The following is a 23,285-nucleotide window of genomic DNA, read 5'->3' as shown; positions in this document are numbered from 1 at the left end:
GTCTGTACATTAAAAAAATAGCGGGGTTGTTTAATTTTGACCGCTGGGAAACGGCAGTTGAAAGGATAGCTCACGGTTATGGGTTTGCCAGTCGTAAGGTTGGCCATCGCGCCAAACCTCAGGTAAACCATTCACCTGGGGGACTATGGCAACTCGCTTACCAGTACTATCCCGATAGTTCACTCGCTCGGCTTCTACAATCAGCTGAGATTGCTTGGCAACAGCTTCCTTAAACGCGGCAAAACTGCCATGGGTTTGGGCTTCACCCACCTCCAGGGCAAAACCTCGCTCAAAATGGTGCACGGCTATCCAGGTTTGGTCACAGGCCAGGAAGGTGATGCCGTCTACTGTTTCAACACGGGCATTGGGGAATGTCAGTTCGGGAGCTTCTGCGCCATGCCAGATCAGCAGGTTTTCATATTGGGCAATGCTATGGGGGCGGTTGGTGTTAACGGTAAATTCGTCAGTCTTGCTGCTGCCCTTAGCCACCCGTAAGCTAAAGCCATTCCAATCGCCGCCGGTGCCCCTGGCTAAACTGCCTAGCTGGTAGCTGTGGCCGATGTAGATGGTTTCGTAGAAGGCAGGTCCATAACGCTCCGGCTTCCAGTTTTCGTAGTGGGGGTGGGTGCGCTGTAGTTCAATGGGTTTGAAGAATCGACGCTGTGCGATCGCAACCACATCATCCGGCGGCAAGTAATCACTGGTCAGCCCATAGATCCAGTCCCGCTCAAGCTCATCGGGCACGGGGCCATGGCCAAAATACAGCCAGAAAAATCGGGCAGCACTGTCGCCATAGGTGCGTTTAGATGGCCCATTCCAGCTACCGCGCCAGTACTTAATGGCCGCTGAACGATAGAGCCAGTCTAGGGCATCGTTAGCCAGCTGTTTAACCTCAGGGTCCTTAGCAAAGTCATACAGGTTGAGATAGGCCGCCGTGGTATACCCGTGGTAAACCGGACTGTCCCATTCCCCCATGCCAATATCCAGCAGTGTAGAAACGTAGCGGTCCAGGTGTTGTTTATAAATCAACCGGGTGGCGTCATTGCCGGTTTCCTCCGCCATCAGGTACACCGAGGTTTCTCTCATGGCCCTTAAATTGTCAGTGTTGCGACAATCAACCGGTGTTTTGCAGTCATCCTTAGAACGGGACCAAAATTTTCGCGGTGGGTCAGCTGTGCGCGTCAGCGGGTCAGTTAGGGTGAATTCATACATGGCATCCCACATGCGCTGTCGATAGGCCGGGTCCAGCTGGTCACCAAAGTAAAAATACTTGCGCATCTGACCTTTGAGGGTAAACCCTGAAAGCAGGTCGATACCCTGGGTTTCCGTAGCCTGCTCGTCAATTTGCTGCAAAAAGGCTAGACCTGATGATTGTTGTCCCCACAGCACATCGGCCATGGCCAGCGGGTATGAATTCTTTTCATACTCATAGGCAATGCTGCCATAGGGTTCAACCGCAGCCAGCTGGATTAAGGCCAGCTGCGCCCTCAGCCGAAACATTAAAATCCACCAGATTTCTTGCATGGGTTGTGACTAACGACTTATCCATTACTGTAATCCAGGGATATAAAATCAGGGAATTGCCCTACATCTTGGAGGGTGTACCGCAGTCCCCCCCTACATGGCAACGTTATTTTTTACCCTTAAAACGATGGTAGATCTGGCCTCGACTCGATAGGTTTTATCCTTCACCATAGGGGCAGCATCCAGGGGACAAAAATCTTCTGGAGACGGCAGTGCTGTATCGATAATGCGGTGCCAATAATCGTTATTGTCTAAGGGCGGTAGCTCAAAACTCAGGGGCTGCCAATAGGCATTGAACGCCACATATAGATGTTCATCGTGCTGGGGGTGGCGTAGCGTAAATGCCAAACTGTGGGAATTGTCGTCCCAATCAGGCTGCCCCAAACGCACACCATGCCAAACAATATGGGGAGACTGACTACCGTAGGTCACCTCTAACAGTTGTTCCTGCTTAAAAATCTCAGTGGTTTGGATAAAGTCAATCAGTCCTGTGACAAATCGCAGTAAAGCCGCTTCTTTTTCCACGGCATCCCAATCAAACCAGCTGAGACCATTGTCCTGACAGTAAGCGTTGTTGTTACCCAGCTGGCTGCGGCGCACTTCGTCGCCCATTAACACCATTGGAGTCCCTTGGGACAGTAACAAGAGGGTAAACAAGTTTTTAATCTGCCGTATCCGCAATGCCTCTATATGTGGGTTTTGCGTGGGTCCTTCCTCACCACAGTTCCAACTATGGTTATCGTTAGCACCGTCCTGGTTATTCTCACCGTTGGCTTCATTATGCTTATGGTTATAAGACACCAAATCATTCAGGGTGAATCCATCATGACAGGTGACAAAATTCACACTGCGATTAATATCAATCCCCTGTCTGCTGTAAATATCGGGACTGGCTAAAATGCGATCGGCCAACAGCTTGACGGTTGCATTATCGCTTTTAACAAACCGGCGAATATCATCTCGAAATGGCCCATTCCATTCTGCAAACCAGTCTGCCAGGCCTACAAATTCGCCAACATGGTAAAGTCCAGCCGCATCCCAGGCTTCAGCAATCAGCTTTGTCCCCGCTAAAGCCGGATCAGATTCAATCACCCATAAAATATTGGTAGATGAGATGTCACCCGCGGGGGGTTGTCCAATATGATCCCGCGTCAATATGGAGGCTAGATCAAAGCGAAAGCCATCCACATGCATTTTGGCAACCCAGTAGCGTAAACAATCTAAAATCAATCTGCCACTAATGGGATGATTACCTTTAAACGTATTACCGCAACCACTGTAATTACGATAATACTCAGGAGACTCTTCTAACATGTAGTAAACAGAATTTTCCAACCCTCGAAATGATAAGGTGGGTCCTGTATGATTCCCCTCCGCCGTATGGTTAAAGACAACATCTAAAATCACCTCAATGCCTTCTCGGTGCAGCGCTTTGACCATATCGCGAAACTCATCCAATGGCCCTAGCGGATCGCGACGAGAACTGTAGCTACGGTGAGGGGCAAAAAAACCAAGGGTGCTGTATCCCCAGTAGTTGGTGAGCCCCGGTTTAGCATCCTCAGCATCAAAGTAATGAATAGGTAACAGTTCCACCGCTGTGATACCTAAGGACTTGAGGTAGGGTATTTTTTCCATCAGGCCAGCGTAGGTGCCACGCTTTTCGGGAGCGACTCCGGAATTTGGATTGCGGGTAAAGCCTCCCACATGGAGTTCATAAATAACAGTGGCAGAGTAGGGGGTGCAAGGGTGGACGTCATTTTCCCAATCGTAGGTGGTCAGATCGGCCACCACTCCCTTAAGGGCATGGGCGCAATTATCTCCAGGGCCAATGGCAGCAGAACGGTTATACCTCTCTTCACCCACCAAGGCTAGGGCATAGGGATCAAGCAAAACCTTACGACCGTCAAAGCGCAATCCTCGCTGTGGCTCAAACGGCCCATGGACTCGGTAAGCATAGATTTGCCCAGCACCGATATTTGCTACAAAAATATGCCAGTAGAAAAAGGTTCGATTGTGTTGTGGGTCAAGGCAAATGATATGGGCTGGCTGTGGGTCGTTGGCATGATCAAATAGCAACAACTCTACAGAGCGAGCACTTTTGGAGAAAAGACTAAAGTTCACACCGTCAGGTTGAACCGTTGCGCCTAAAGGGTAACTCTGCCCTGGTGAGAAATAAAGTTCCATGGTGATGACAGACCTAAATCAGCAGCGTGCGGTACGGTATGGAAAACGTCAGAAGAATCATGGGTAATTTATGGAACTGTTGGAAGTTGGACTGGCCGCAATTGTTAGGGTACTTCAATTGGGTTTTGAAGCTATTTCAGTATTGTGCATTTTACTAGGGCTAATTGCCTGCCTCAGACTGGTGCTCGTTCAACCCAAACGATTGTATACTCCACCGTTTATCGATATTCGACTGACTTTGGGGTCCTGGCTAGCCCTGGGGTTAGAATTTCAGCTGGGAGCCGATATCCTGGGTACAACAATTGCTCCCTCCTTTGAGGCCCTGGGCCAGCTAGCCGTGATTGCGGTGATTCGTACATTCCTAAATTTCTTTCTTAGCAAAGAGATTGAAGCTGAGGTCAAGATCAAAGGCTAAAGCTTATATATATCAACAAAGCTAGTGCTGATGGCATTTTGAATGTTTTTGCTGCCGCGCTAATCACGTTGCTTTTTTCGGCTGAATCATAGGCAATAGCTCTGCATTTAGCTCAAAACTTAGCTAGTGGTTAGCTCAAAACTTGAAGCAGCGATATATCCCCACTGGAGCCCCTGCCAACCCTAAGGGTTTAGAGCAGGCTCAAGCTCAAGCTTATAAATTGGAAGTTTAATGAATTGAATACATAGCAGTCGCCACTAACGTTACTCCCTTGTTGTCCTACGTGACGGGTGCATGACAATGCCAATGTTACACATAGGAAAACCCGCTAATAGTTCAATGGCGTACATTAGCGGGCCGATGTCCCTACTATGGCGAATCTCAAGGGCAGCGAACATACCGGAAAGTTCAGGTTTATTCAGGTAAATGTTCAGGTTTGTTCAGGTCTGATGGGATTGTGTGATCCATTGCCCAATATGCTGTGATATGGCACATGCCTGGCATCTGTCCTCAACGACAAACATGAGCTCTATGGCTCTCTTTGGCTATGCCACTTGCCTCAATATTTTCCGCCCTGCGTTGCTAAGATCCGTCCATGGCAAACCTGTGTCCATCGGCTGGGTCGGTAAGTGTCAGGAATTTAGCCCTAGGTACTGTAGCCATAGATGGCAGGCATACTGCCTATTCAAATTCCTATAACAAAGTAGCCCCCAGTGCTCAGTACATCGGGGGTTATTTAATGCATGTTGATCAAGTATTGTATTTTATACAGTTTATCCCCAAGTATCCCACAGGGCTGTGGAAAAGGGACAGCGTCAGCCTTGGTTAGGGAGTGAACGGACGTGCAGTGCTATAAGTGGTTGCATTCAGCAGCTAAGATGTCCTATTAAACGAATAATTGGCACTTTTCCGCAAATTCTGAGTCTATACCTACATCTTTTTACCAAAAAAGCCTTTAACCTTCAGGGTTGACGGCCTGAATTAAAGTTTGTACTGTGGCAACTATTCTAATTGTTGAAGATGACCCCCGAATCGCAGCCTTTGTATCAAAAGGATTGAAAAAAGCAGGTTATCAAACCCAGATAGCATCAGATGGAAATCAAGCTCTACCTTCAGCTTTATCAGGAAAATTCGACCTTATATTGCTAGATTTAGGACTACCTGAAATAAATGGCAGGGAAGTTTTAAAGGAAATCCGTGCGCAAGCAGTGCAGATTCCTGTGATTGTTGTGACAGCTCTTGACAATGACGAAGTTCGAGAAGAAATTCTCTCCTTAGGGGCTCAAGCATTCATTGCCAAGCCTTTCCGGTTTAACAGTCTATTGACTTGTGTTCGTTCTCACACACGGTAGTGTGGCGAATGAGGAGCATCTGATATCCAGATTCATGAACGACCCCATCTTATAGAAGGCGTGATCTCAACCTCTCAAACCCAATAAGAACTTGAGGTATTGTGAACACCTGAAAGGTGCGATCGCTCTCTACAGATCTGGGCACCCTGGATGCACGAATGTAAATATTCGTAACATAATTCGAAATCGATAAAATTTAGCGCCTTTATTTTTGAGATGCCTTTAGGTAGGCTAGGCGATACATTGGCCTGAGGGCTTTGTTTGGTCGGTCTTACTCCCTAATCCTCTGGGCTTATAGGACGCATGGATTTAGATCAACAGCTTAAACAATTGGCTATAGAGGCGCAGCAGCATCCTCCCCAAACCCCCGAACGGCAGTGTGCATTGGCTCGTTTGGTCGATACTATATATCGCTCAAAGAAGTTAGTGCGTCCCTATTCAGGTCAGTTTTATGGCCTGTATGAGGATATTTATGCGGAGGCGCAACAGCAATTGTTTCTCTATCTATGTGAGGATATTAGCCGTTATAACCCAGAGTTAGAAGTGCTGCAATGGGCCAATTTTCTGATGAGAAAGCGATTCTTTATTGAGGCGAGTCGTGATTTTATGCCGGTTGCGCCTAAAGGAATGGATCGTTCTCAAGTCAAGCGCATTACTTTAGATGCTTTGGATAAACAGGAGTCGCTGGAGTTGCGATCGCAATCCAACCCATCCCTATCTGAAGAAGTGCTCCAGTGCATTCGTGACGACCGCGATGGTTTGTTTAAGGAAACCCATATCCGCAACAAACCCGCAGCCAACTTTCAGCATCTCGCCCTCAGATTTTTAGGTGGCTATTCCTGGAAAGAAATCTCCGATGAACTAGGGGTTAAAGTCGTCACCCTCAGCTCCTTCTACTTACGTTGTCTAACCAAATTTGCCCCCAAATTTAAAGAGTACTTAACCACCCACGCCAACTAGCCCCACTCCCCACTCTCCGTTTCTTTCAACCACTGTGCGATCACCCCTACTCAACCCTAGAACAATGACCACTCACTGCCAGCCAACAAAATTTAGGATGCCGCTGACTGACCGTTTTCACCAAATAGCCCAGCAATTTTATCAGCATCACAGCGATCCTCAAAAGGCAAAACAGGTTTATCTCAACACCCTGAGTTTACAAACCGTGAGATTTTATCTGACCTGTCTTGGTATAGAGACTGACCTAGAGCAAAGTATAAGCTGGAATCCTACATTACAGGTGCTCAGTAATGCTACAGATTTGTGGGTAACTGGGGTCGGTCGTTTAGAGTGTTGCCCAGTGTTACCCGAACAAACTGCCTGGACTATCTCGGAAGATGTGTGGACAGATCGCGCGGGCTATGTCTTTGTTCAGCTGGATAGTGAGTTAACGGAGGCTACACTGCTGGGATTTCTGACTCAACCGTCAGAGACACCTGTAACAACCCAGCAACTACAGCCCATGGATCAGTTCCCCGCTTACCTGGCTCAAAATGTAGTGAAGCAGACAGCTCCAAAGGAGCAGCCATCCGCATTGCTACAGTGGTTAGACAATGTAGTCGATGAGGGCTGGGCCAGCCTCGAACAGATTTTTGCTGACTGGCAAACCCAGATGCCCGCCTATAGTTTTAGAAATTCGTTGGCGCATCAAGAATTAATGGAGCAAGTGGCCAAAGGTGTTAAACGAGGTAAATTTTTAACCTTTACGCCAGGCACTCAGGTCTTATTTTTGGTGGGTATTGCCCCGGCTGATGACAGTGTTGCCTTTGACATTACCGTGGAGCTTTATCCAGCAGGGCAACAGGCCCATTTACCGCCGTCTCTACATTTGATGGTGATGGATCAGGCCAAAACACCGGTTTTGCAAGCAGAAGGTCGCCAAAGTGAAGGGTTAGAGTTTCAATTTAGTGCTGAACCGGGTGAAAATTTTGCCGTCCAAATTAGTCTTGACCAGTCAATACTGACCGAGCAATTTGCCATTTAAAAATCTGCCATTGCTGAGTCTCGGCAGGATGTAATCTGAAAGATACTGATTTAGAGCGATACTACCAGATCGATGTATCCCCTACATCAGCAATGGCAAGAATCTTATATGTACGTGGCACAATCACGGTTGAATTTGACTGACCCATTATATTAGAGGTCAGTGGTGCCCAAAAGACTATGGCTGGACGGTGGGTAGTTCTAGAGTTAGATGGAGATTTGGCTACCTCAGGGTTTCGGACAACCCTGGAAATTCAGGCTGAAAATGAACCGCATGCCTTAAAAGTAAAAGGATTTTTACCCCCCAATCCAGGGATGTTGGCCCACCTGCACCGCCACTGGCAGGATGCCTATCGCCCCTTGGGTATGCCGTTACGGATCAAAGGCCACAAGATTATTCACAAAGGATTTATCAATCAGCGTCTGGTGGATTGTCAACAGTCAGCCCAGGTACTATGTGACTGGTTTCAAACGTGGTTAAATTCTGAGTCTTTTCAACCCATTGATCGGCGTTTGCGAGAAGAACTGAGCCGGGATGACACCATTCGATTGTTGATTCGCACTCAGAATGTTGATGTTCAGAAACTGCCCTGGCATGAATGGGATTTCTTTGATCGCTATCCCTATGCGGAAATGGCCCTGAGCACCCCCGAATATGAGGCCGTACGTCCTTCTGTTAAGTCAACCGTATCTCATCCGGTCAGAATCTTGGCTATTTTGGGCCATAGCCACGGTATTAATATAGAAGCCGATCAGCGTTTACTGGCTGGACTACCCCAGGCAGACGTCTCATTTTTAGTGGAGCCTGATCGCCAACAGTTAAACGATCGTCTTTGGGAAACGCCCTGGGATATTTTATTCTTTGCTGGCCATAGCGAGACCTATCGGGACCAGGGACGGATTTTTATTAACCCCACCGATAGCCTTACCCTGTCGGAGCTACGCTATGGCTTGCGCAAAGCCATTGATCAAGGCTTGCAGCTAGCAATTTTTAATTCCTGTGATGGATTGGGGCTGGTGCAGGCGTTGCAGCAGCTATCGATTCCCCAAATGATCGTCATGCGAGAACCTGTGATCGATCAGGTGGCAGAGGCGTTTCTCAAATACTTTTTAGAAGCCTTTGCCCATGGAGAATCGCTGTATTTGTCGGCGCGCCAGGCAAGGGAACGACTACAGGGGCTGGAGCATCAGTATCCCTGTGCCAGTTGGTTGCCGGTCATCTATCAAAACTTTCTCACCCCTCCCCCTGACTGGCATACGCTGCAGGGTAAACCCGCTGCCCTACCGGCGGCACCCACTGCATCCCACCGATTTAACTGGTTGCAACCGGTTTGGCTTAGTTTGGTGGTGACAATCATGGTCTTGATTGTGCAGCATTTGGGTTGGTTGCAACCCTATGAGCTGGCAGCGTACGATCATTTGTTGCGATCGCGACCCGCTGAAACCATTGATTCTCGCATTTTATTGGTGGAGGTCAACGAGACAGATTTGGATGAATTAGGAGGATATCCCCTCTCAGATGCGGTACTAGCCCAAACGGTGGATGTACTACAGGAATTTGAGCCGGTTGCGATCGCATTTGATATGCATCGATTTCGCCCCAGGGGAACAGGCCGACAGGCATTGATCGATCAGTTTCGCCAGCATTCTAATCTATTCACTGTCTGCGCCTACGATATGCCTGGACAGGATTATGGTTCACCCCCTGAGTTCTCAGACGAGCAGCAGATTTCCCAGGTGGGGTTTAGTGATTTTCTGTTGGACTCTCCTTTACAAATCTCCCAGGGCCAACCCAACGCAGTAGCCACTGCCCTGACATTGCAACAAGTCAATAATGTGGTTCGCCGCCATCTGATTTCCTATTCGCCAACCTTAGTTTCCACCCGCCCCAGTTGTGCTACACCCTATAGTTTGAGTTTTCAGCTCGCCTACCGGTACCTATCCCAAGCAGGTGTTACACCACTAAAAACTAACGAGAATAACCACTGGCAATTTGGTGCCATTACTCTTCGCCCCCTGTCCCGTCGATTTGCCGCTTATCAAAACCTGGACGGTCTCAGTAGCCAACTCATGCTGAACTACAGGGCGGCTCAACCAGGGCAAGCAGTCTCCCTCGATTCAGTATTAACAGGACAGCTGAACCCAGATATGGTGCGCGATCGCCTAGTATTAGTCGGCTATACCGCTGCGGTCGCCAAGGATAACGTTAATACTCCCTATGGAGAAATGCCCGGTGTTTGGGTCCACAGCCACATGGTCAGTCAGCTGCTTAGTGCCGCTCTAGACCAACGACCGCTGATCGGTAAACTACCCCATTGGCAAAATCTACCCTGCTTAGATGGTCTTTGGATTTTAGGATGGTCCCTCCTTGGCAGCCTATTTACCAGCTGGTTATATAACCGACCCCCATTATCGTTCAAACTCATCATCCCCCTAGGATTGACCTTTGGCCTCATCTCTCTATACTGGGGCTTAGAACGAGTGTCCGTGACAGCGATTACCCAGGGTTTATGGCTCCCCTTTATGTCTGCCATTTTTTCCGTATTTTTGGCCATCTGCTGTGTAGCCTTCATGATGGAACTATCAAAAAAACATCGCTGATCAGAATTTCAACCCATAGATGATTCTGGCAATTTAATTGAAATACGCCTATATCTGTTCTGTTGCCCCCGGAATTTAAGATGACTGTTTGGAAACTCGTTATCGTATCTAGCCTGTTAATAGGGAGTTGGAACTTTCCCATAACAGCGGCCCTAGCTCAATCAATCAATCAGACAACCGTTAGCCAGCGACCTCCGGAACCGCCCTCTACCCCCCTACCCCCCAATCGCACAACACCAGGGGGTGGCTTAAATCCACTGGCATCCTCATGTCATGCTTTTAATGAGGACCTACGGGCGCTTATTCCTGTTGAAAATCCTGTTTTGACCACAGCTGCCCAGCCCACGTTTTTATTTTTTAATCCGTTTGCAGCAGACCAGGTAAAGTATGGAGAATTTTCCTTACTCCTATGGCCTGGAGAACAGCAGCGTCATTACCATGTTCGTTTTACCTTACCTGAGTCTCCCGGAATTGTCAGCGTGACGGTGCCCTCACTACCGGAGCATGCCTTAACAGAAGATCAGCCCTATCGTTGGTATTTTCAGCTATATTGCCACGACAATATTAATGCCCAACCCGACTTAACGATTACAGGTTCGGTGCAACGAGTTGCCAGCACCCCTGAGCGAGACCAACAAATTCAGGTAGATGCCCCGAACATTTGGTACGACACCCTAGCGAGAGTGGCTGAGCAGTTACAAGAGTCTCCCCAAGACCCACAAATCCAAGAAAACTGGAATATGCTATTGCAGTCTATCGATGCTACAGAACTCTCTACCGCACCCTTTTCAGGCCCAGTCATCACCTTAGAAAACTGATACAAAATCCCGAACCAAAATGCATAACCCTGTAGGGGCGTTGCCTTGTGCACGCCCTGGGATATGGCATGCAATTAATCAAACAATTCTATAGGGGCGTTATCGTGTGCCCACCCAAGGACATCACAACTTATTCATAAACTTATGTAAACAGTTTAGATATTTGCAGATTTCCCCTTCTCATTTCTTGAGACCCCTATGGACAACACAAAAGCAATCTGCATTTGAAATACAATGCGCTAGCGTCCAAACACACACTAGTTTAACCGCACATTCGCTTCTGGAGAAATTTACAATGTTGCTTGAACAAACTCAGGGGCTGCGACCCATTACAACGATGGCCCTATGTATAATTCTGCTTTGCCCTGTGCTTTATTGGGCAATGACGTTATCACCCACAAGATTGTTATTACAGGAGACTGAAGGAGTTTCTAACCTATGAAAGCAGGTGGTAAGAACATTGACCTGCCGCTTGAAACGCTGTATGTAGGTGACCAGGGACCCATGGTGATTCAACTGCAAGGGAAGCTGCACGAACTGGGTTTATATAACGGCAGATTAACAGGTCAATTTGACGACCAAACTCAGCAAGCTTTAATTGCTTTTCAAGATCAATATGGCGTCATTGAAACAGGTTTTATGGGCCCTAAAACCTGGTATGCCCTCACCTTTTGGAGTCAGGAAACTGACATTCAGCTTTTTCCTGAGGCCTTAAAACAGTTTTTCTACAGAGTTAGATATACTGTCTCCACCTATGCAGACAAACTAACACTGCTGGCAAAGTAAGTTAGACACACTGTCTCCACCTATGCAGACAAACTAACACTGCTGGCAAAGTAAGTTTGCCAAAATCTCATAATCCCCAAAATTTGGTATTGCTGCTCCTCCAGATGGCTTTAGCTATCAGACATCATCAAATAATAAGGGTCTAGATCAGCTCATCTCTTAAATTAGCAATCGTAAATTGCTTCTCTGAACCTTGAAAGCATTGTATTACTTAGGTTCAGGTTGCTTGGCTATGCTTGCTTAAGGTGATGCCTTTGAGTATGCCACGGTTTAACAAGTGGCAAAGATAAATCAAAAATTGAAAATAGGAGAATTAATCATGTCAACATTAACTGTTCCTCGATTAAATGATGAACTGCTGAATCGCTGCGCTGAACGAGCTGCCACCTACGATCGTGAGAACCGATTTTGTCAAGAAGATTTTGATGAGTTAAAAGCCGCAGGTTATTTGTTACTGACAGTCCCTCCCGAGTTTGGTGGCAAAGGGTTAACCCTGGCTGAAATGGCTAAGGAAACCCGCCGTCTTGCTTACCATGCCCCTGCTACAGCGGTCTGTTTGAATATGCACCACTATTGGGTTGGGTTAGCGGCTGATTTGTATCGGTCTGGTGACCATTCAACCGATTGGATTTTAGAGCGAGCGGCGCAGGGTGATGTCTTTGCCGCCGGGCATGCGGAAAGTGGCAATGATATTCCGCTGCTCTACTCCACAACAACAGCTACTCACGTTAAGGGTGGCTACCGATTCCAGGGACGGAAATCCTTTGGCAGTCTGACACCGGTTTGGGATTGGCTGGGCATTCATGGCATGGATGCCAGCGATCCTGATCATCCCAAAATTGTTCATGCTTTTATGCATCGTGACACTGCTGGCTACCACATCAAACAGACCTGGGATGTGTTGGGGATGAGGGCCACCCGCAGCGATGACACTATTCTAGAGGATGTGTTTATTCCAGATAATTATGTCTCTAGGGTGGTGCCAGCTGGTTTTGGTGGTGCTGACTATTTTGTGCTGTGCGTTTTTGCCTGGGCCTTGATGGGCTTTGCCAATGTGTACTATGCGATCGCACAGCGCGCCTTAGACCTCACACTGGAAGCCGCCAAGAAGAAAACGTCTATTGCTCTACAACATCCCATGTCTCACCATGCCGAGATTCAACATGGTATTGCCGATATGATTCTAGAATTAGACACCATTGGCCCCCACATCGAAAAAATTGCTGAAGATTGGTCCAATGGCGTAGATCATGGAGGCCAGTGGCCAGAAAAGTTAGTCTCCGCCAAATATCATGCCGTCGAAAGTTCCTGGCAGATTGTGGATCGAGCCCTTGATCTCTCCGGCGGCTTTGGCATGTTCAAAAAGAGCGAACTCGAACGTCTCTTTCGAGATGCCCGAGCTGGACGGTTCCACCCAGCCAATTCGGCTCTCACCCACGAAATTGTTGCCAAAATTGGCTTGGGCATCAACTTAGATGAACAACCCCGCTGGGGTTAGACAATTGCACATAAATAAAATCCCAGTCAAGCAATAGTGTCTACAAGAGTCCTCCCCTTAGCAAGGGGAGGTGCCGTAGGCGGAGGGGTCTCGATCGTTTGCGCCAGTTATCCAAACCCCTCCCTGACGGTTCCCCTTACCAAGGGGAACCAGATATCGCTAAGCCTCTCAAAACAGTAGGTTATTTACCCGCACACCGATTAGATATATAGATGCCTCATATCTTAGCCAGACCACCTCCTTAGCAGCAGAAGCTTTTAACCGTTTCTGAAAATGCCAACCATATTATCTTCCAACAACTTTCTAAATCATTTAAGGAGCCTACTATTATGTCTTTACAACTTGGCGATACCGTTCCGAACTTCACCCAACAAACCACCGAAGGTGAAATCAACTTCTACGACTGGGCAGGCAACAACTGGGTAATCTTATTCTCTCACCCAGCGGACTACACCCCAGTTTGCACAACGGAATTGGGCCGAGTGGCCACACTCAAGCCTGACTTTGCCCAACGTGGGGCCAAGGTGATTGCCCTCAGCGTTGATGGGGTTGCCTCTCACCAGGGCTGGATTAGCGACATCAATGAAACCCAAAACACAACCATTAACTATCCCATCATTGCCGATGAGGATAAAAGCGTTTCCGATCTCTATGGCATGATCCACCCTAAGGCTAATGCCAAAGTGACCGTACGGACTGTGTTTATCATTGATCCCAACAAAACCCTGAGACTGACTCTGACATATCCTCCTAGCACTGGTCGCAATTTCAACGAAATTCTGCGGGTGCTTGACTCCTTACAACTCACTGATAACTACAGTGTTGCCACACCTGTGGATTGGGAGAGTGGTGAGGATGTGGTTGTGTCTCCTGCAATCTCTACCGAGGCTGCCAAGCAGACGTTTCCCAAAGGCGTTACTGAGATTAAGCCCTATCTGCGCATGACGCCCCAACCCAACAAATAGTCCCTAGAACACCGGTCCAATACTGTTGAGAAACCCCTTAAACAGCATTGGGCCGATTATCCACATTTTTTATATTGGCCTCTAATTATGACACTAACACCAACAGCTCCCCCCCATGCTTATCCTAATGAATGTTCAACGCTCAACTCTAACCGACAAGCAATTGTGATCGGCGAACGGCCTTTGACCATTCGCCAGGTTATACAGGTCGCTCGTCACCATACCAAAGTTCAAATTAGCCATAATGAGCAGGTTTTACAGGGAGTACATGGCTCGGCTGAATATATCGCCCAGGCCGTTAGTTCTGGACAACCGGTCTATGGGGTCACCAGCGGTTTTGGTGGCATGGCCAATGTGGTCATTTCCCCTAAGCAAGCCCAAGATCTACAAAACAATCTGATGAGATTTCATAAGGTTGGGGCTGGGCAGAATCTACCCAAGACCCACGTGCGTGCTGGTATGTTGCTGAGGGCAAACTCCCATCTCTATGGAGCCTCTGGCATTCGCTTAGAGTTGATCAAGCGCATTGAAACATTCCTCAATACCAATGTCACCCCCCATGTCAGAGAGTTTGGCTCCATTGGGGCTAGCGGTGATTTGACGCCCCTGGCCTATGTGGCGGGTTCTCTCGTCGGGTTAAGTGAACAGTATAGGGTTGACTTCCAGGGAGAAACGATGCCAGCGCCTGAAGCCCTTAAACGATTGGGCCTACCCCCATTAGATCTGCAGCCCAAAGAGGGATTGGCCATGATGAATGGGACGGCCATGATGACGGGCATCGCCGCCAACTGTGCCTATGATGCCAAAATTCTGTTGGCCCTATCCATGGGCATGCATGCCCTGGCAATTCAAGGGTTACAAGGGACCAATCAGTCATTTCATCCCTTTATCCATCGCCATAAGCCCCACACCGGGCAGCTATGGGCCGCTCAGCATATGCTTGATCTGCTGTCAGGGTCCGATCTTATTCTGAATGAGCTTGATGGTGTGCATGACTACCGTGGGGAACAACCGATTCAGGATCGTTATTCGTTACGGTGTTTGCCCCAGTACACCGGCCCGATTGTAGATGGCATTCAACGGATTACGGAACAGATTGAAACCGAGATTAATTCTGCTACGGATAATCCTTTAATTGATGTGGCCCAGCAAGCAAGCTATCACGGCGGTAATTTTCTGGGCCAATACATTGGCACGGCCATGGATAGCCTGCGCTATTACCTGGGTTTGCTGGCTAAGCATTTAGATGTACAAATTGCCATGCTGGCCATGCCAGAATTTAATAATGGTCTACCGGCATCTTTAGTGGGCAATCCGCAACGACCCGTGAATATGGGGTTAAAGGGGCTGCAAATCACTGGAAATTCCATGATGCCCCTGTTGACTTTCTATGGAAATTCTCTGGCTGATCGGTTTCCCACCCATGCTGAACAATTTAACCAAAATCTCAATAGTCAGGGGTTTGGCTCGGCCTATCTGACCTGTCAGTCCATTGAGATTTTTCAACAGTATATTGCGATCGCACTCATTTTTGGAGTGCAAGCCGCGGATTTACGAACCCATCAGCTTGCGGGTCATTATGATGCATCCCAACACCTATCCCCTGCATCGCAACACCTGTATTCAGCTATCCACACAGTTGTTGGTAAATCTCTCTCCGCCGATCATCCTTACATCTGGAATGACGACGAACAGGCCTTAGATGAACATATTGCTCTGATTGCCGCTGACATCGCCGCTGAGGGGCACATTGTAGCTGCCATTGGCCCAACAATCTCTAGTTTAAATTAGCTCTCTTTTAATTTATAACCATACCGATGGAGGTCACCCATGACGTTGCATCAATCTATGCATCAGCCCCATGAACTTGTGGGCAAACATCTGGTCTATACCTACGACAATGGCTGGCAGTATGAGATTTATGTCAAAAATAAAAACACCTTTGCTTATCGCATCCATAGCGGCATTGTGGCCGGTCGCTGGGTAACCGACCAGCAGGCAGATATTGTCAAAATTGCCGAGCACACCTTTAAAATCTCCTGGGATGAACCCACCGGTACCATTGTTTGCGTCACCATTAATCTCGCCCAAAAAGAATTACACGGTGCTATTTTCTTACCCCAGTGGATAGAACAGGATCCCCAAAAAACCGTTTGTTATCAAAATGAACACCTTGAACGCATGTATCACTATCGTAAGCAGGGACCCACCTATCCCAAAATGATTATTTGTGAATTTGCCAAGATTTTCTTTTTAGAAAACTGTGGCCCTGACCGTGACGATGTGATCAACTGTCCACCCAGTGAGCTGCCAGCCAGTTTTCCACAGGTTAAAAGTGTGGCTTAAACATGACACTTAGAAACCATCAAGCAACAATTTCATGATTTAGATTTTATCCTCTAAATTTGTTGCAGTAAGCAGTCCAGGATATCTATAATCGCCCCTTCCGTAACCCCAACTTAGTGCGATTAGGAATAACCTAGTATGAGGGTTGTAGGGCGGCATCCCGCCATGCCCATGGGGAAACCCCAGGTTGCCTAGCTGAGAGAACTTGACTATTTCCGGAAAGGGAACTCGGAGGGACCCCAAGCAACCGGTTCTGCTTTGAGCCAACTTCTCAAGGTATATCGGCACACAGTCGATTATTAACGCTAACCCTAAACAAGGAATATAAATGCGCCCTATCAGACATTTTTGATCATGAAAATTGCAAAGAATATTACTCAACTGATTGGTAATACCCCCCTAGTAAACCTCAACACCATTCCCCAGGCAGAAAACTGTTGGGGCCAGATTGTGATGAAACTAGAAGGTATGAACCCTACCAGTTCCGTAAAGGATCGGGTAGGCTTGAGTATGATTCAGGCGGCGGAAGCCGCAGATCAGATTCAACCCGGAAAAACTGTTTTGGTGGAACCCACCGCAGGCAATACTGGAATCGCCCTGGCCATGGTAGCGGCGGCCAAGGGTTATCGACTGATGCTGACCATGCCAGAAACCATGAGTCTAGACCGGCTTACCCTAGTGCAGGCCTATGGTGCAGAAATTATACTCACCCCTAGAGAAGAGGGTATGAGGGGGGCCATTGCCCAGGCCCAGGTGCTGGTGAAAACCTTGCCAGATGCATTTTTATTAAATCAATTTCAAAATTTTGCTAACCCCAGGATTCATCGGGCAACCACCGCTGAAGAGATTTGGCGAGATACGGAAGGGCAGGTTGACATCCTCGTGGCTGGTGTAGGAACAGGGGGGACGATTTCGGGTATCGCCGAAGTGATGAAAGCTCGCAAACCCTGCTTCCAGGCCATCGCCGTTGAACCTGAGCGCAGTCCAGTGCTATCGGGTGGAAAACCCGGTCTCCACAAAATTCAAGGGCTGGGGGCTGGCTTTATTCCTACAATCTTGCGCACCGACCTGATCGATGAGGTGATAACGGTATCAGATGAAGATGCGATCGCATATGGTCGTCGCCTTGCCCATGAAGAAGGTTTACTCTCGGGCATTGCCACAGGTGCTGTGCTCTCAGCAGCAATCCAAGTCGCTAAGCGCCCTGAAAATGCTGGCAAGTTAATTGTTATTCTTCAGTCCAGTTTTGGTGAAAGATATCTACGCACCGATTTGTTTATGGACCTTAATCATGTTGAAAAAAGATTGCCGGTGTCATTAAAGACTAATCCAGTAGCCGTATCTTGCCCGTAACATTTATCTATAAGCACATACTGTTAATTTACGGACTTTAAGTCCTTAGTGTATTGTGTGGGTAGAAATATTCGAGCTGGAATCTGTCTTTTGTACTCTTTGTTACAACCCTGAGTGCACTATGAAATGGATGGGGGTAAGCGTTTGCATGATGCATCGTTTAATAATAAAGGTTCTTGTTGGTGGTGTGGCGATTGTGCCATTGCTAGTAGGGCAGTTTGGGCCTCAAACCCTTGCCCAAGTTACCCCCGATACTACATTGCCGATCCCCTCTAACGTACCCGAAAATTGTAATGTCTGTACGATTAATGGCGGCACCGTTAGGGGGACTAATTTATTTCACAGTTTCCGCGAGTTTTCTGTGCCAACTGGCGGACAAGCTATTTTTAATAATGGTTTACAAATAGAGACTATTTTGGGCAGGGTTACGGGAGATTCTATATCTAATATTGATGGTTTGATTCAAGCCAACGGTACTGCTAATCTTTTTCTACTCAATCCCAATGGCATTATTTTGGGACCCAGTGCACAGCTGGAGATCGGCGGCTCCTTTTTAGCAACAACGGCTGACGCGATTGAATTTGACGATCAGCGAATCTTTAGTGCAACAAACCCTGGAGACTTTCCTCTATTAACCGTCAGTATGCCAGTGGGGTTAGCGTATTGGACTGACACCCCACAACCGATTACAAGTGCTGCGACTGTTGCAGTTGACCCATCTCAAAGCCTTATTTTAGCTGGCGGTGACATTGCTCTCACAGAGGGACAATTATCAGCTGTAGGAGGACGGGTTGAGCTAGGAGGTTTAGCAGGTCTTGGGACCCTTGGACTAGCCATAGATAACGAGGAAATTCGTCTGACGTTTCCAAGTCAAGTGGATCGCGGCAATGTGTCGATGAATAACGATGCTAGGGTTGATGTGACTGCTGACAATGGCGGTGACATTGTTGTATCTGGTCATGATGTCAGCCTGATAGGAGTTAGAACAGGACTATTGGCTGGCATCGATTTCTTCTCGGGTACCTCAGACAGTCAGGCGGGGGATATTGTCATTGATGCTACCGGCAGGGTCACACTTGATCAAGGAAAGCTATTCAACGAGATTTTGCAGGGTGCTACGGGTAATGGTGGCAATATCACCATTATGGGTCAAGAACTGCACCTCATCAATGGTGGACAACTTGTTGCAACATCCTTTAGTGCAGGCAATACTGGCAAAATCACATTGGATATCCAAAACTTGATTTTGGTTTCTGGTGTAGGCAGAGATAGCAACGGCGTTCCTTTACCCAGCGGTTTTAATAGTGTCGTTCGCCAAGGAGGAGTAGGAGAGTCAGGAGGTGTCGATATTACTGTTAGGAACGGTTCTCTAATCATCAATGATGGTGCGTCAAACAGTGCCACTGTTGTGGGTGACGGCATTGCCGGGGACATTAATATTCAGGTTAGTGATGCTGTCATTGTGGATGGAGTGAATGAGCTAGGTTTCCCTAGTGCTATTGGCAGTACTCTGCAAGTTGGAGCCAGGGGGCGCGGTGGCAATCTCACCATTATTGCAGAAACGGTAGCTGTCCGTAATGGAGCTAATATTTCAGTAGCAACTGCAGGCTTTGGCGATGCTGGAACGCTCACCATTGAAGCGCAGGATATTGTATTGGATGGCTCAGACACCTTTATAAAAGACTTTCCAGGAGATAATGAGCGAGTTGGAGGTATTCTGGCCGACGTGCAGCGTTCAACCCTGTTTCCAAATGCCCCTCCTGCGGAAGGTCAAGGTGGAGATATCACTCTGATCAGCGATACCTTGACCATCATGGATGGGGCCATTGTTCGAGCCAGTACCGCCGGCATTGGTGATGCTGGTCGGATTACTGTTCAAACCAATGACCTGATGATTCAGGGTGAATCTGCGGGTGGCTCTCTCAGCGGGATCTTTAGCGCTGTCAATGATACCGGTAGAGGAGAAGGAGGCAGTATCAGAGTGATCACTGATTCTCTGCAAATTCTAGACGGTGGCACTATTAGCGTTGATAGTCAGGGCGAGGGCGAGGGGGGTGATATTCAAGTCACGGCTAATACGGCAATTCTGAAAGATGGTAGCGAAATCTCTGCAGCAACTAACGGCAATACAGGGGGAAATATTAATTTACAGATTGAAGATTTTCTGCTCTTACGGAATGGCAGTTTGATTTCTACCAATGCAGGGATAGAAGACGGAATCGGTGATGGCGGCAACATCTCTATTAATGCCCCAGAAGGCTTTATTATTGCGATCTCTGAAGAAAACAGCGACATCACGGCAAATGCATTTCAAGGACGGGGAGGAAATGTCGATATCACGGCGCAAAATATTTTTGGCATCAGGCCTCGTCCGAGACGGACACCGTTGAGTGATATTACAGCAAGCTCCGAATTTGGCATTAGTGGTACGATTGAGATCAACAATCTTAGTGTTGAACCTGAGCAGGGAGTCACCTCATTGCCAGCTGGTTTGTTAGATTCTTCTCAGCTAATTGCCCAGGGTTGCGATCCCACAGCAATCGCCGCCCAAGGAGAGTTTTACACATCGGGTCGAGGTGGGATTACGCCTTTAGGAAGCAATGTTCTGAGTGATGCTGAGGTATTGGACGATTTACGATTCCCCTATCCTTGGACCGAGTCTACTGCGATTACAGAAGCAGAGAGTTGGTTGGTGAACGATACGGGTGATGTTATCTTAACTACGTCACCGCCTGGACTATCCCATAGCAACTGTTGGAGACAAAAGTAACAAGCATAAAGCTCGGGAAAACGACATGAGATGGTGTTTATTGATTGGCTTAATAAGCCTTGCGATTACTTTGGTGACACCAGCTGTTATGCCAACAGCTATGGATGTTGCTCTGGGACGTACAAATGTCTCGTTAGCAGCTGCGTCTCCTCAAGAATTACTAAAAAAAGGGTTAGCCTATTATGAGATTGAACACTATGCCCAAGCAATTCAACAGTGGCAGCAAGCAAACCTATCCTTCAAAACCGATCCTTGGGGACAGGCCCTTATCCTCAGCTATCTCTCTCTAGCTCAGCAGCAGTTGGGTCTGTTAGATGAGGCTAGTCAAAGCTTACAGGATAGCCTGAGCCTAATTGATCCGGTTGATTTACGGACAATCTCAGCATCTCAGGCTGTGATTTATGCCAAGGTTCTTAATACCCAAGGCAAACTACGGTGGCTGCAAGGAGATGCCGATGTTGCTTTAGCCCATTGGCGATCAGCAGCCCAAACCTATAGACAAGCAGGAGATGAAGCAGGGGTCGCGATCGCACAAATCAATCAGGCTCGCGTATTACAATACCTGGGCCTCAACCACCAGGCCAAAACACTGTTAGAAACTGTTTATCAAGGCATTCAACAACAGCCCAACAATGATCTAAAAGCGGCAGGGCTATACAACTTAAGTAGTGTGCTGCGACAAATTGGTGACTTAGACACGGCTCTCAGCTTACTGCAAGAGGGAATCTCATTAAACACCCAGCCCAGTCAGACAAGTAATCTCTTTTTAGAGTTAGGGAATACAGAATGGTTGCTGGCCCATCGCGATGGAACCATTGGGCGTCAGGCAGAGGCAGAGCAACATAGTCAGTCTGCCCAAGCAGCCTATCAACAAGCCATCAATACCAATGACTCTCCATTGGCTCAATTGAATTTGTTTCGGTTATGGGTTGAGCGTAACCAAATAGCCCAGGCAATGCAGCTATTACCCCAGGTGCAGCGGGCCATTGGACAATTACCTGCTAGCAGGTCTGCAATCCATGCCCATATTCACCTGGCTGAGAGCTTGATGAAAGTACAATCATCTCTCACAGAGAGTTCTAGCTCGGTTATTCATACAACTCTACAGCCAAAAGAAATTGCCAAGCTGTTATCCAAAGCTATTCAGCAGGCTCGTATCCTGAAGGATCAACGGGCAGAAGCCTATGCCTTGGGGCAGTTAGGGACTCTGTATGAACACATGCAGCAATGGGCCGATGCCCAGCATCTAACACAGCAAGCATTGCTCACATTAGAAACCGTAGATGCCCCTGAGATTCGCTACCGTTGGGAGTGGCAACTGGGCAGATTACGACAACAGCAAACCGATCGCCAAGGGGCAATTCAGGGCTATAAATCGGCTATCAGAAGCTTGCAGCAGGTTCGTAACAACTTGCTGAGCGTCAATACAAATGTGCAGTTCTCCTTTCGCGATCATGTGGAGCCCGTTTATCGTGAATATATTGAGCTGTTGCTCTCAGACCATGACGAACAGACGCAGCCCTTAGAGGAGGCAATCCAGACAGTTGATCAGCTACAGCTGGCGGAGTTGGAAAACTATCTGGGCTGCACCCTTGATGCTAGAACTGTGGATCAAGTGCAGGATGACCAGACTGCCATTCTGTATCCAATCATTTTGAGCGATCGCATCGCCATGATTGCCCAGTTACCTGGCAAAACTCTGTACCGGGAGACACTGATTGCTAAAGAAACAGCGGACACCACCCTGCTAGCTTTGCAGGCAAACTTAGCAAATCCCAGTAAAACACCTGAAGTATTGACCGATGCCCAGACCGTCTATGACTGGCTGATTCGGCCCTTGGCAACGGACCTGAACCAGGCGTCCATCCAAACCCTTGTATTTGTGTTGGATGGGCCCTTACGAAATATTCCCATGGCGGTGCTCTACGATGGCGAACAGTATTTGATTGAAAAGGGTTATGCGGTTGCGATCGCACCCCGACTCCAGATATTCACACCCGAGACTGCCAATCCATCACTGCGGGTTCTCATGGGGGGTATGGAGCTATCTCAGGAAATTAAACAAACCCAGTTTCCTGCCATTGCTAAGGTGAGAGAAGAGCTAGACGGTATTTCCCAATATGTAGATAGCAGCAATGTGTTGCTCAATGAATCTTTTACCCATCAAAATCTGCAGCAGCAGTTAGAAACAGGTAATTTTTCCGCCATCCATTGGAAAACCCACGGTGTTTTTAGCTCTGATCCAGATGAAACCTATGTCGTCGCCTACGAAGAACAGATTTCAGCCCAAGACCTAAACAATCTGATTTGGCTAGGCAGTCGAGGCGGTGTCCACCCCCTTGAACTTGTTGTGCTGAGTGCCTGTGAAACCGCCCAGGGGGATAAACGAGCAGTCCTAGGATTGGCTGGCCTAGCGGCTAGAACAGGCACCCGTAGCGTCCTATCAACCCTATGGATTGCCCAAGATACACCCAACACCCAATTCATGATCCGTTTCTACGAATTATTGACTCAACCAGGAATGTCAATTGCTAATGCCGTACGTCAGGCACAGTTGTCCTTAATTCACGACTACGGATACACAACCCCCTATATTTGGGCCAATTACCTGCTCATTGGTAGTTGGTTGTGACATTCCATACCTTAGGCTCAATGCCCTCAAGGTCGTCGACTGTGACGACTATGTGTTA

General features: G+C 47.9%; 16 protein-coding genes. 14 read left to right on the top strand and 2 right to left on the bottom strand.

The window, feature by feature from the left end; all coding sequences use genetic code 11:
• Nucleotides 1-30: 30 nt before the first annotated feature.
• Together DXZ20_RS23995 and glgX are read right to left on the bottom strand one after the other, a co-directional pair.
• Nucleotides 31-1,524: a hypothetical protein gene (locus DXZ20_RS23995; protein WP_163701395.1), complete on the bottom strand. Its 1,494-nt coding sequence runs from the start codon at nucleotides 1,522-1,524 to the stop codon at nucleotides 31-33.
• Between the two features lie 93 nt (nucleotides 1,525-1,617).
• A complete protein-coding gene (gene glgX / locus DXZ20_RS23990) occupies nucleotides 1,618-3,708 on the bottom strand; it encodes a glycogen debranching protein GlgX (RefSeq protein ID WP_163701393.1) in 2,091 nt (696 codons plus the stop codon).
• Between the two features lie 70 nt (nucleotides 3,709-3,778).
• Here glgX and DXZ20_RS23985 point away from each other — a divergent pair, with 70 nt between their 5' ends.
• From DXZ20_RS23985 to DXZ20_RS23920, 14 genes are all read left to right on the top strand, one after another.
• Complete coding sequence (locus DXZ20_RS23985; protein WP_163701389.1) at nucleotides 3,779-4,123, top strand: DUF1622 domain-containing protein; 345 nt, start codon at nucleotides 3,779-3,781, stop codon at nucleotides 4,121-4,123.
• Between the two features lie 995 nt (nucleotides 4,124-5,118).
• Nucleotides 5,119-5,475, top strand: coding sequence for a response regulator (locus DXZ20_RS23980; protein ID WP_163701386.1), 357 nt, complete (start codon nucleotides 5,119-5,121; stop codon nucleotides 5,473-5,475).
• Between the two features lie 303 nt (nucleotides 5,476-5,778).
• Complete coding sequence (locus tag DXZ20_RS23975) at nucleotides 5,779-6,435, top strand: sigma-70 family RNA polymerase sigma factor (protein WP_163701384.1); 657 nt, start codon at nucleotides 5,779-5,781, stop codon at nucleotides 6,433-6,435.
• A gap of 64 nt (nucleotides 6,436-6,499) precedes the next feature.
• Nucleotides 6,500-7,459 carry a DUF1822 family protein gene (locus DXZ20_RS23970; protein ID WP_163701381.1) on the top strand — a complete coding sequence of 320 codons (960 nt, stop codon included), beginning with the start codon at nucleotides 6,500-6,502 and terminating at the stop codon, nucleotides 7,457-7,459.
• A 179-nt stretch (nucleotides 7,460-7,638) separates the two neighbouring features.
• Nucleotides 7,639-10,059 carry a CHASE2 domain-containing protein gene (locus DXZ20_RS23965; protein ID WP_163701379.1) on the top strand — a complete coding sequence of 807 codons (2,421 nt, stop codon included), beginning with the start codon at nucleotides 7,639-7,641 and terminating at the stop codon, nucleotides 10,057-10,059.
• Between the two features lie 80 nt (nucleotides 10,060-10,139).
• On the top strand, nucleotides 10,140-10,877 hold the full coding sequence (locus tag DXZ20_RS23960) for a DUF928 domain-containing protein (RefSeq protein WP_163701376.1): 738 nt from the start codon (nucleotides 10,140-10,142) through the stop codon (nucleotides 10,875-10,877).
• 438 nt (nucleotides 10,878-11,315) lie between these two features.
• Complete coding sequence (locus DXZ20_RS23955) at nucleotides 11,316-11,663, top strand: peptidoglycan-binding domain-containing protein (protein WP_163666621.1); 348 nt, start codon at nucleotides 11,316-11,318, stop codon at nucleotides 11,661-11,663.
• Between the two features lie 319 nt (nucleotides 11,664-11,982).
• Complete coding sequence (locus DXZ20_RS23950) at nucleotides 11,983-13,161, top strand: acyl-CoA dehydrogenase family protein (RefSeq protein WP_163701373.1); 1,179 nt, start codon at nucleotides 11,983-11,985, stop codon at nucleotides 13,159-13,161.
• Nucleotides 13,162-13,490: 329 nt separating this feature from the next.
• Nucleotides 13,491-14,126, top strand: a complete 636-nt coding sequence (locus DXZ20_RS23945) for a peroxiredoxin (RefSeq protein WP_163666625.1) — start codon at nucleotides 13,491-13,493, stop codon at nucleotides 14,124-14,126.
• Nucleotides 14,127-14,213: 87 nt separating this feature from the next.
• Nucleotides 14,214-15,917, top strand: coding sequence for an HAL/PAL/TAL family ammonia-lyase (locus DXZ20_RS23940; RefSeq protein WP_163666627.1), 1,704 nt, complete (start codon nucleotides 14,214-14,216; stop codon nucleotides 15,915-15,917).
• A gap of 39 nt (nucleotides 15,918-15,956) precedes the next feature.
• Nucleotides 15,957-16,472: a phenolic acid decarboxylase gene (locus DXZ20_RS23935; RefSeq protein ID WP_163701369.1), complete on the top strand. Its 516-nt coding sequence runs from the start codon at nucleotides 15,957-15,959 to the stop codon at nucleotides 16,470-16,472.
• Between the two features lie 354 nt (nucleotides 16,473-16,826).
• The gene (gene cysK, locus DXZ20_RS23930; RefSeq protein ID WP_163701367.1) at nucleotides 16,827-17,825 is read left to right on the top strand and encodes a cysteine synthase A; all 999 of its coding nucleotides are present in this window, start codon (nucleotides 16,827-16,829) and stop codon (nucleotides 17,823-17,825) included.
• Between the two features lie 148 nt (nucleotides 17,826-17,973).
• Nucleotides 17,974-20,595, top strand: a complete 2,622-nt coding sequence (locus DXZ20_RS23925; protein WP_163701364.1) for a two-partner secretion domain-containing protein — start codon at nucleotides 17,974-17,976, stop codon at nucleotides 20,593-20,595.
• 25 nt (nucleotides 20,596-20,620) lie between these two features.
• Nucleotides 20,621-23,227, top strand: coding sequence for a CHAT domain-containing protein (locus tag DXZ20_RS23920; protein ID WP_163701362.1), 2,607 nt, complete (start codon nucleotides 20,621-20,623; stop codon nucleotides 23,225-23,227).
• Nucleotides 23,228-23,285 lie beyond the last annotated feature (58 nt).

This window comes from Adonisia turfae CCMR0081, assembly GCF_011009555.1.
Lineage (GTDB): Bacteria > Cyanobacteriota > Cyanobacteriia > Phormidesmidales > Phormidesmidaceae > Leptothoe > Leptothoe turfae.
The sequence above is the reverse complement of the archived record's forward strand: the minus strand, read 5'-3'. Positions and strand labels throughout refer to the sequence as shown.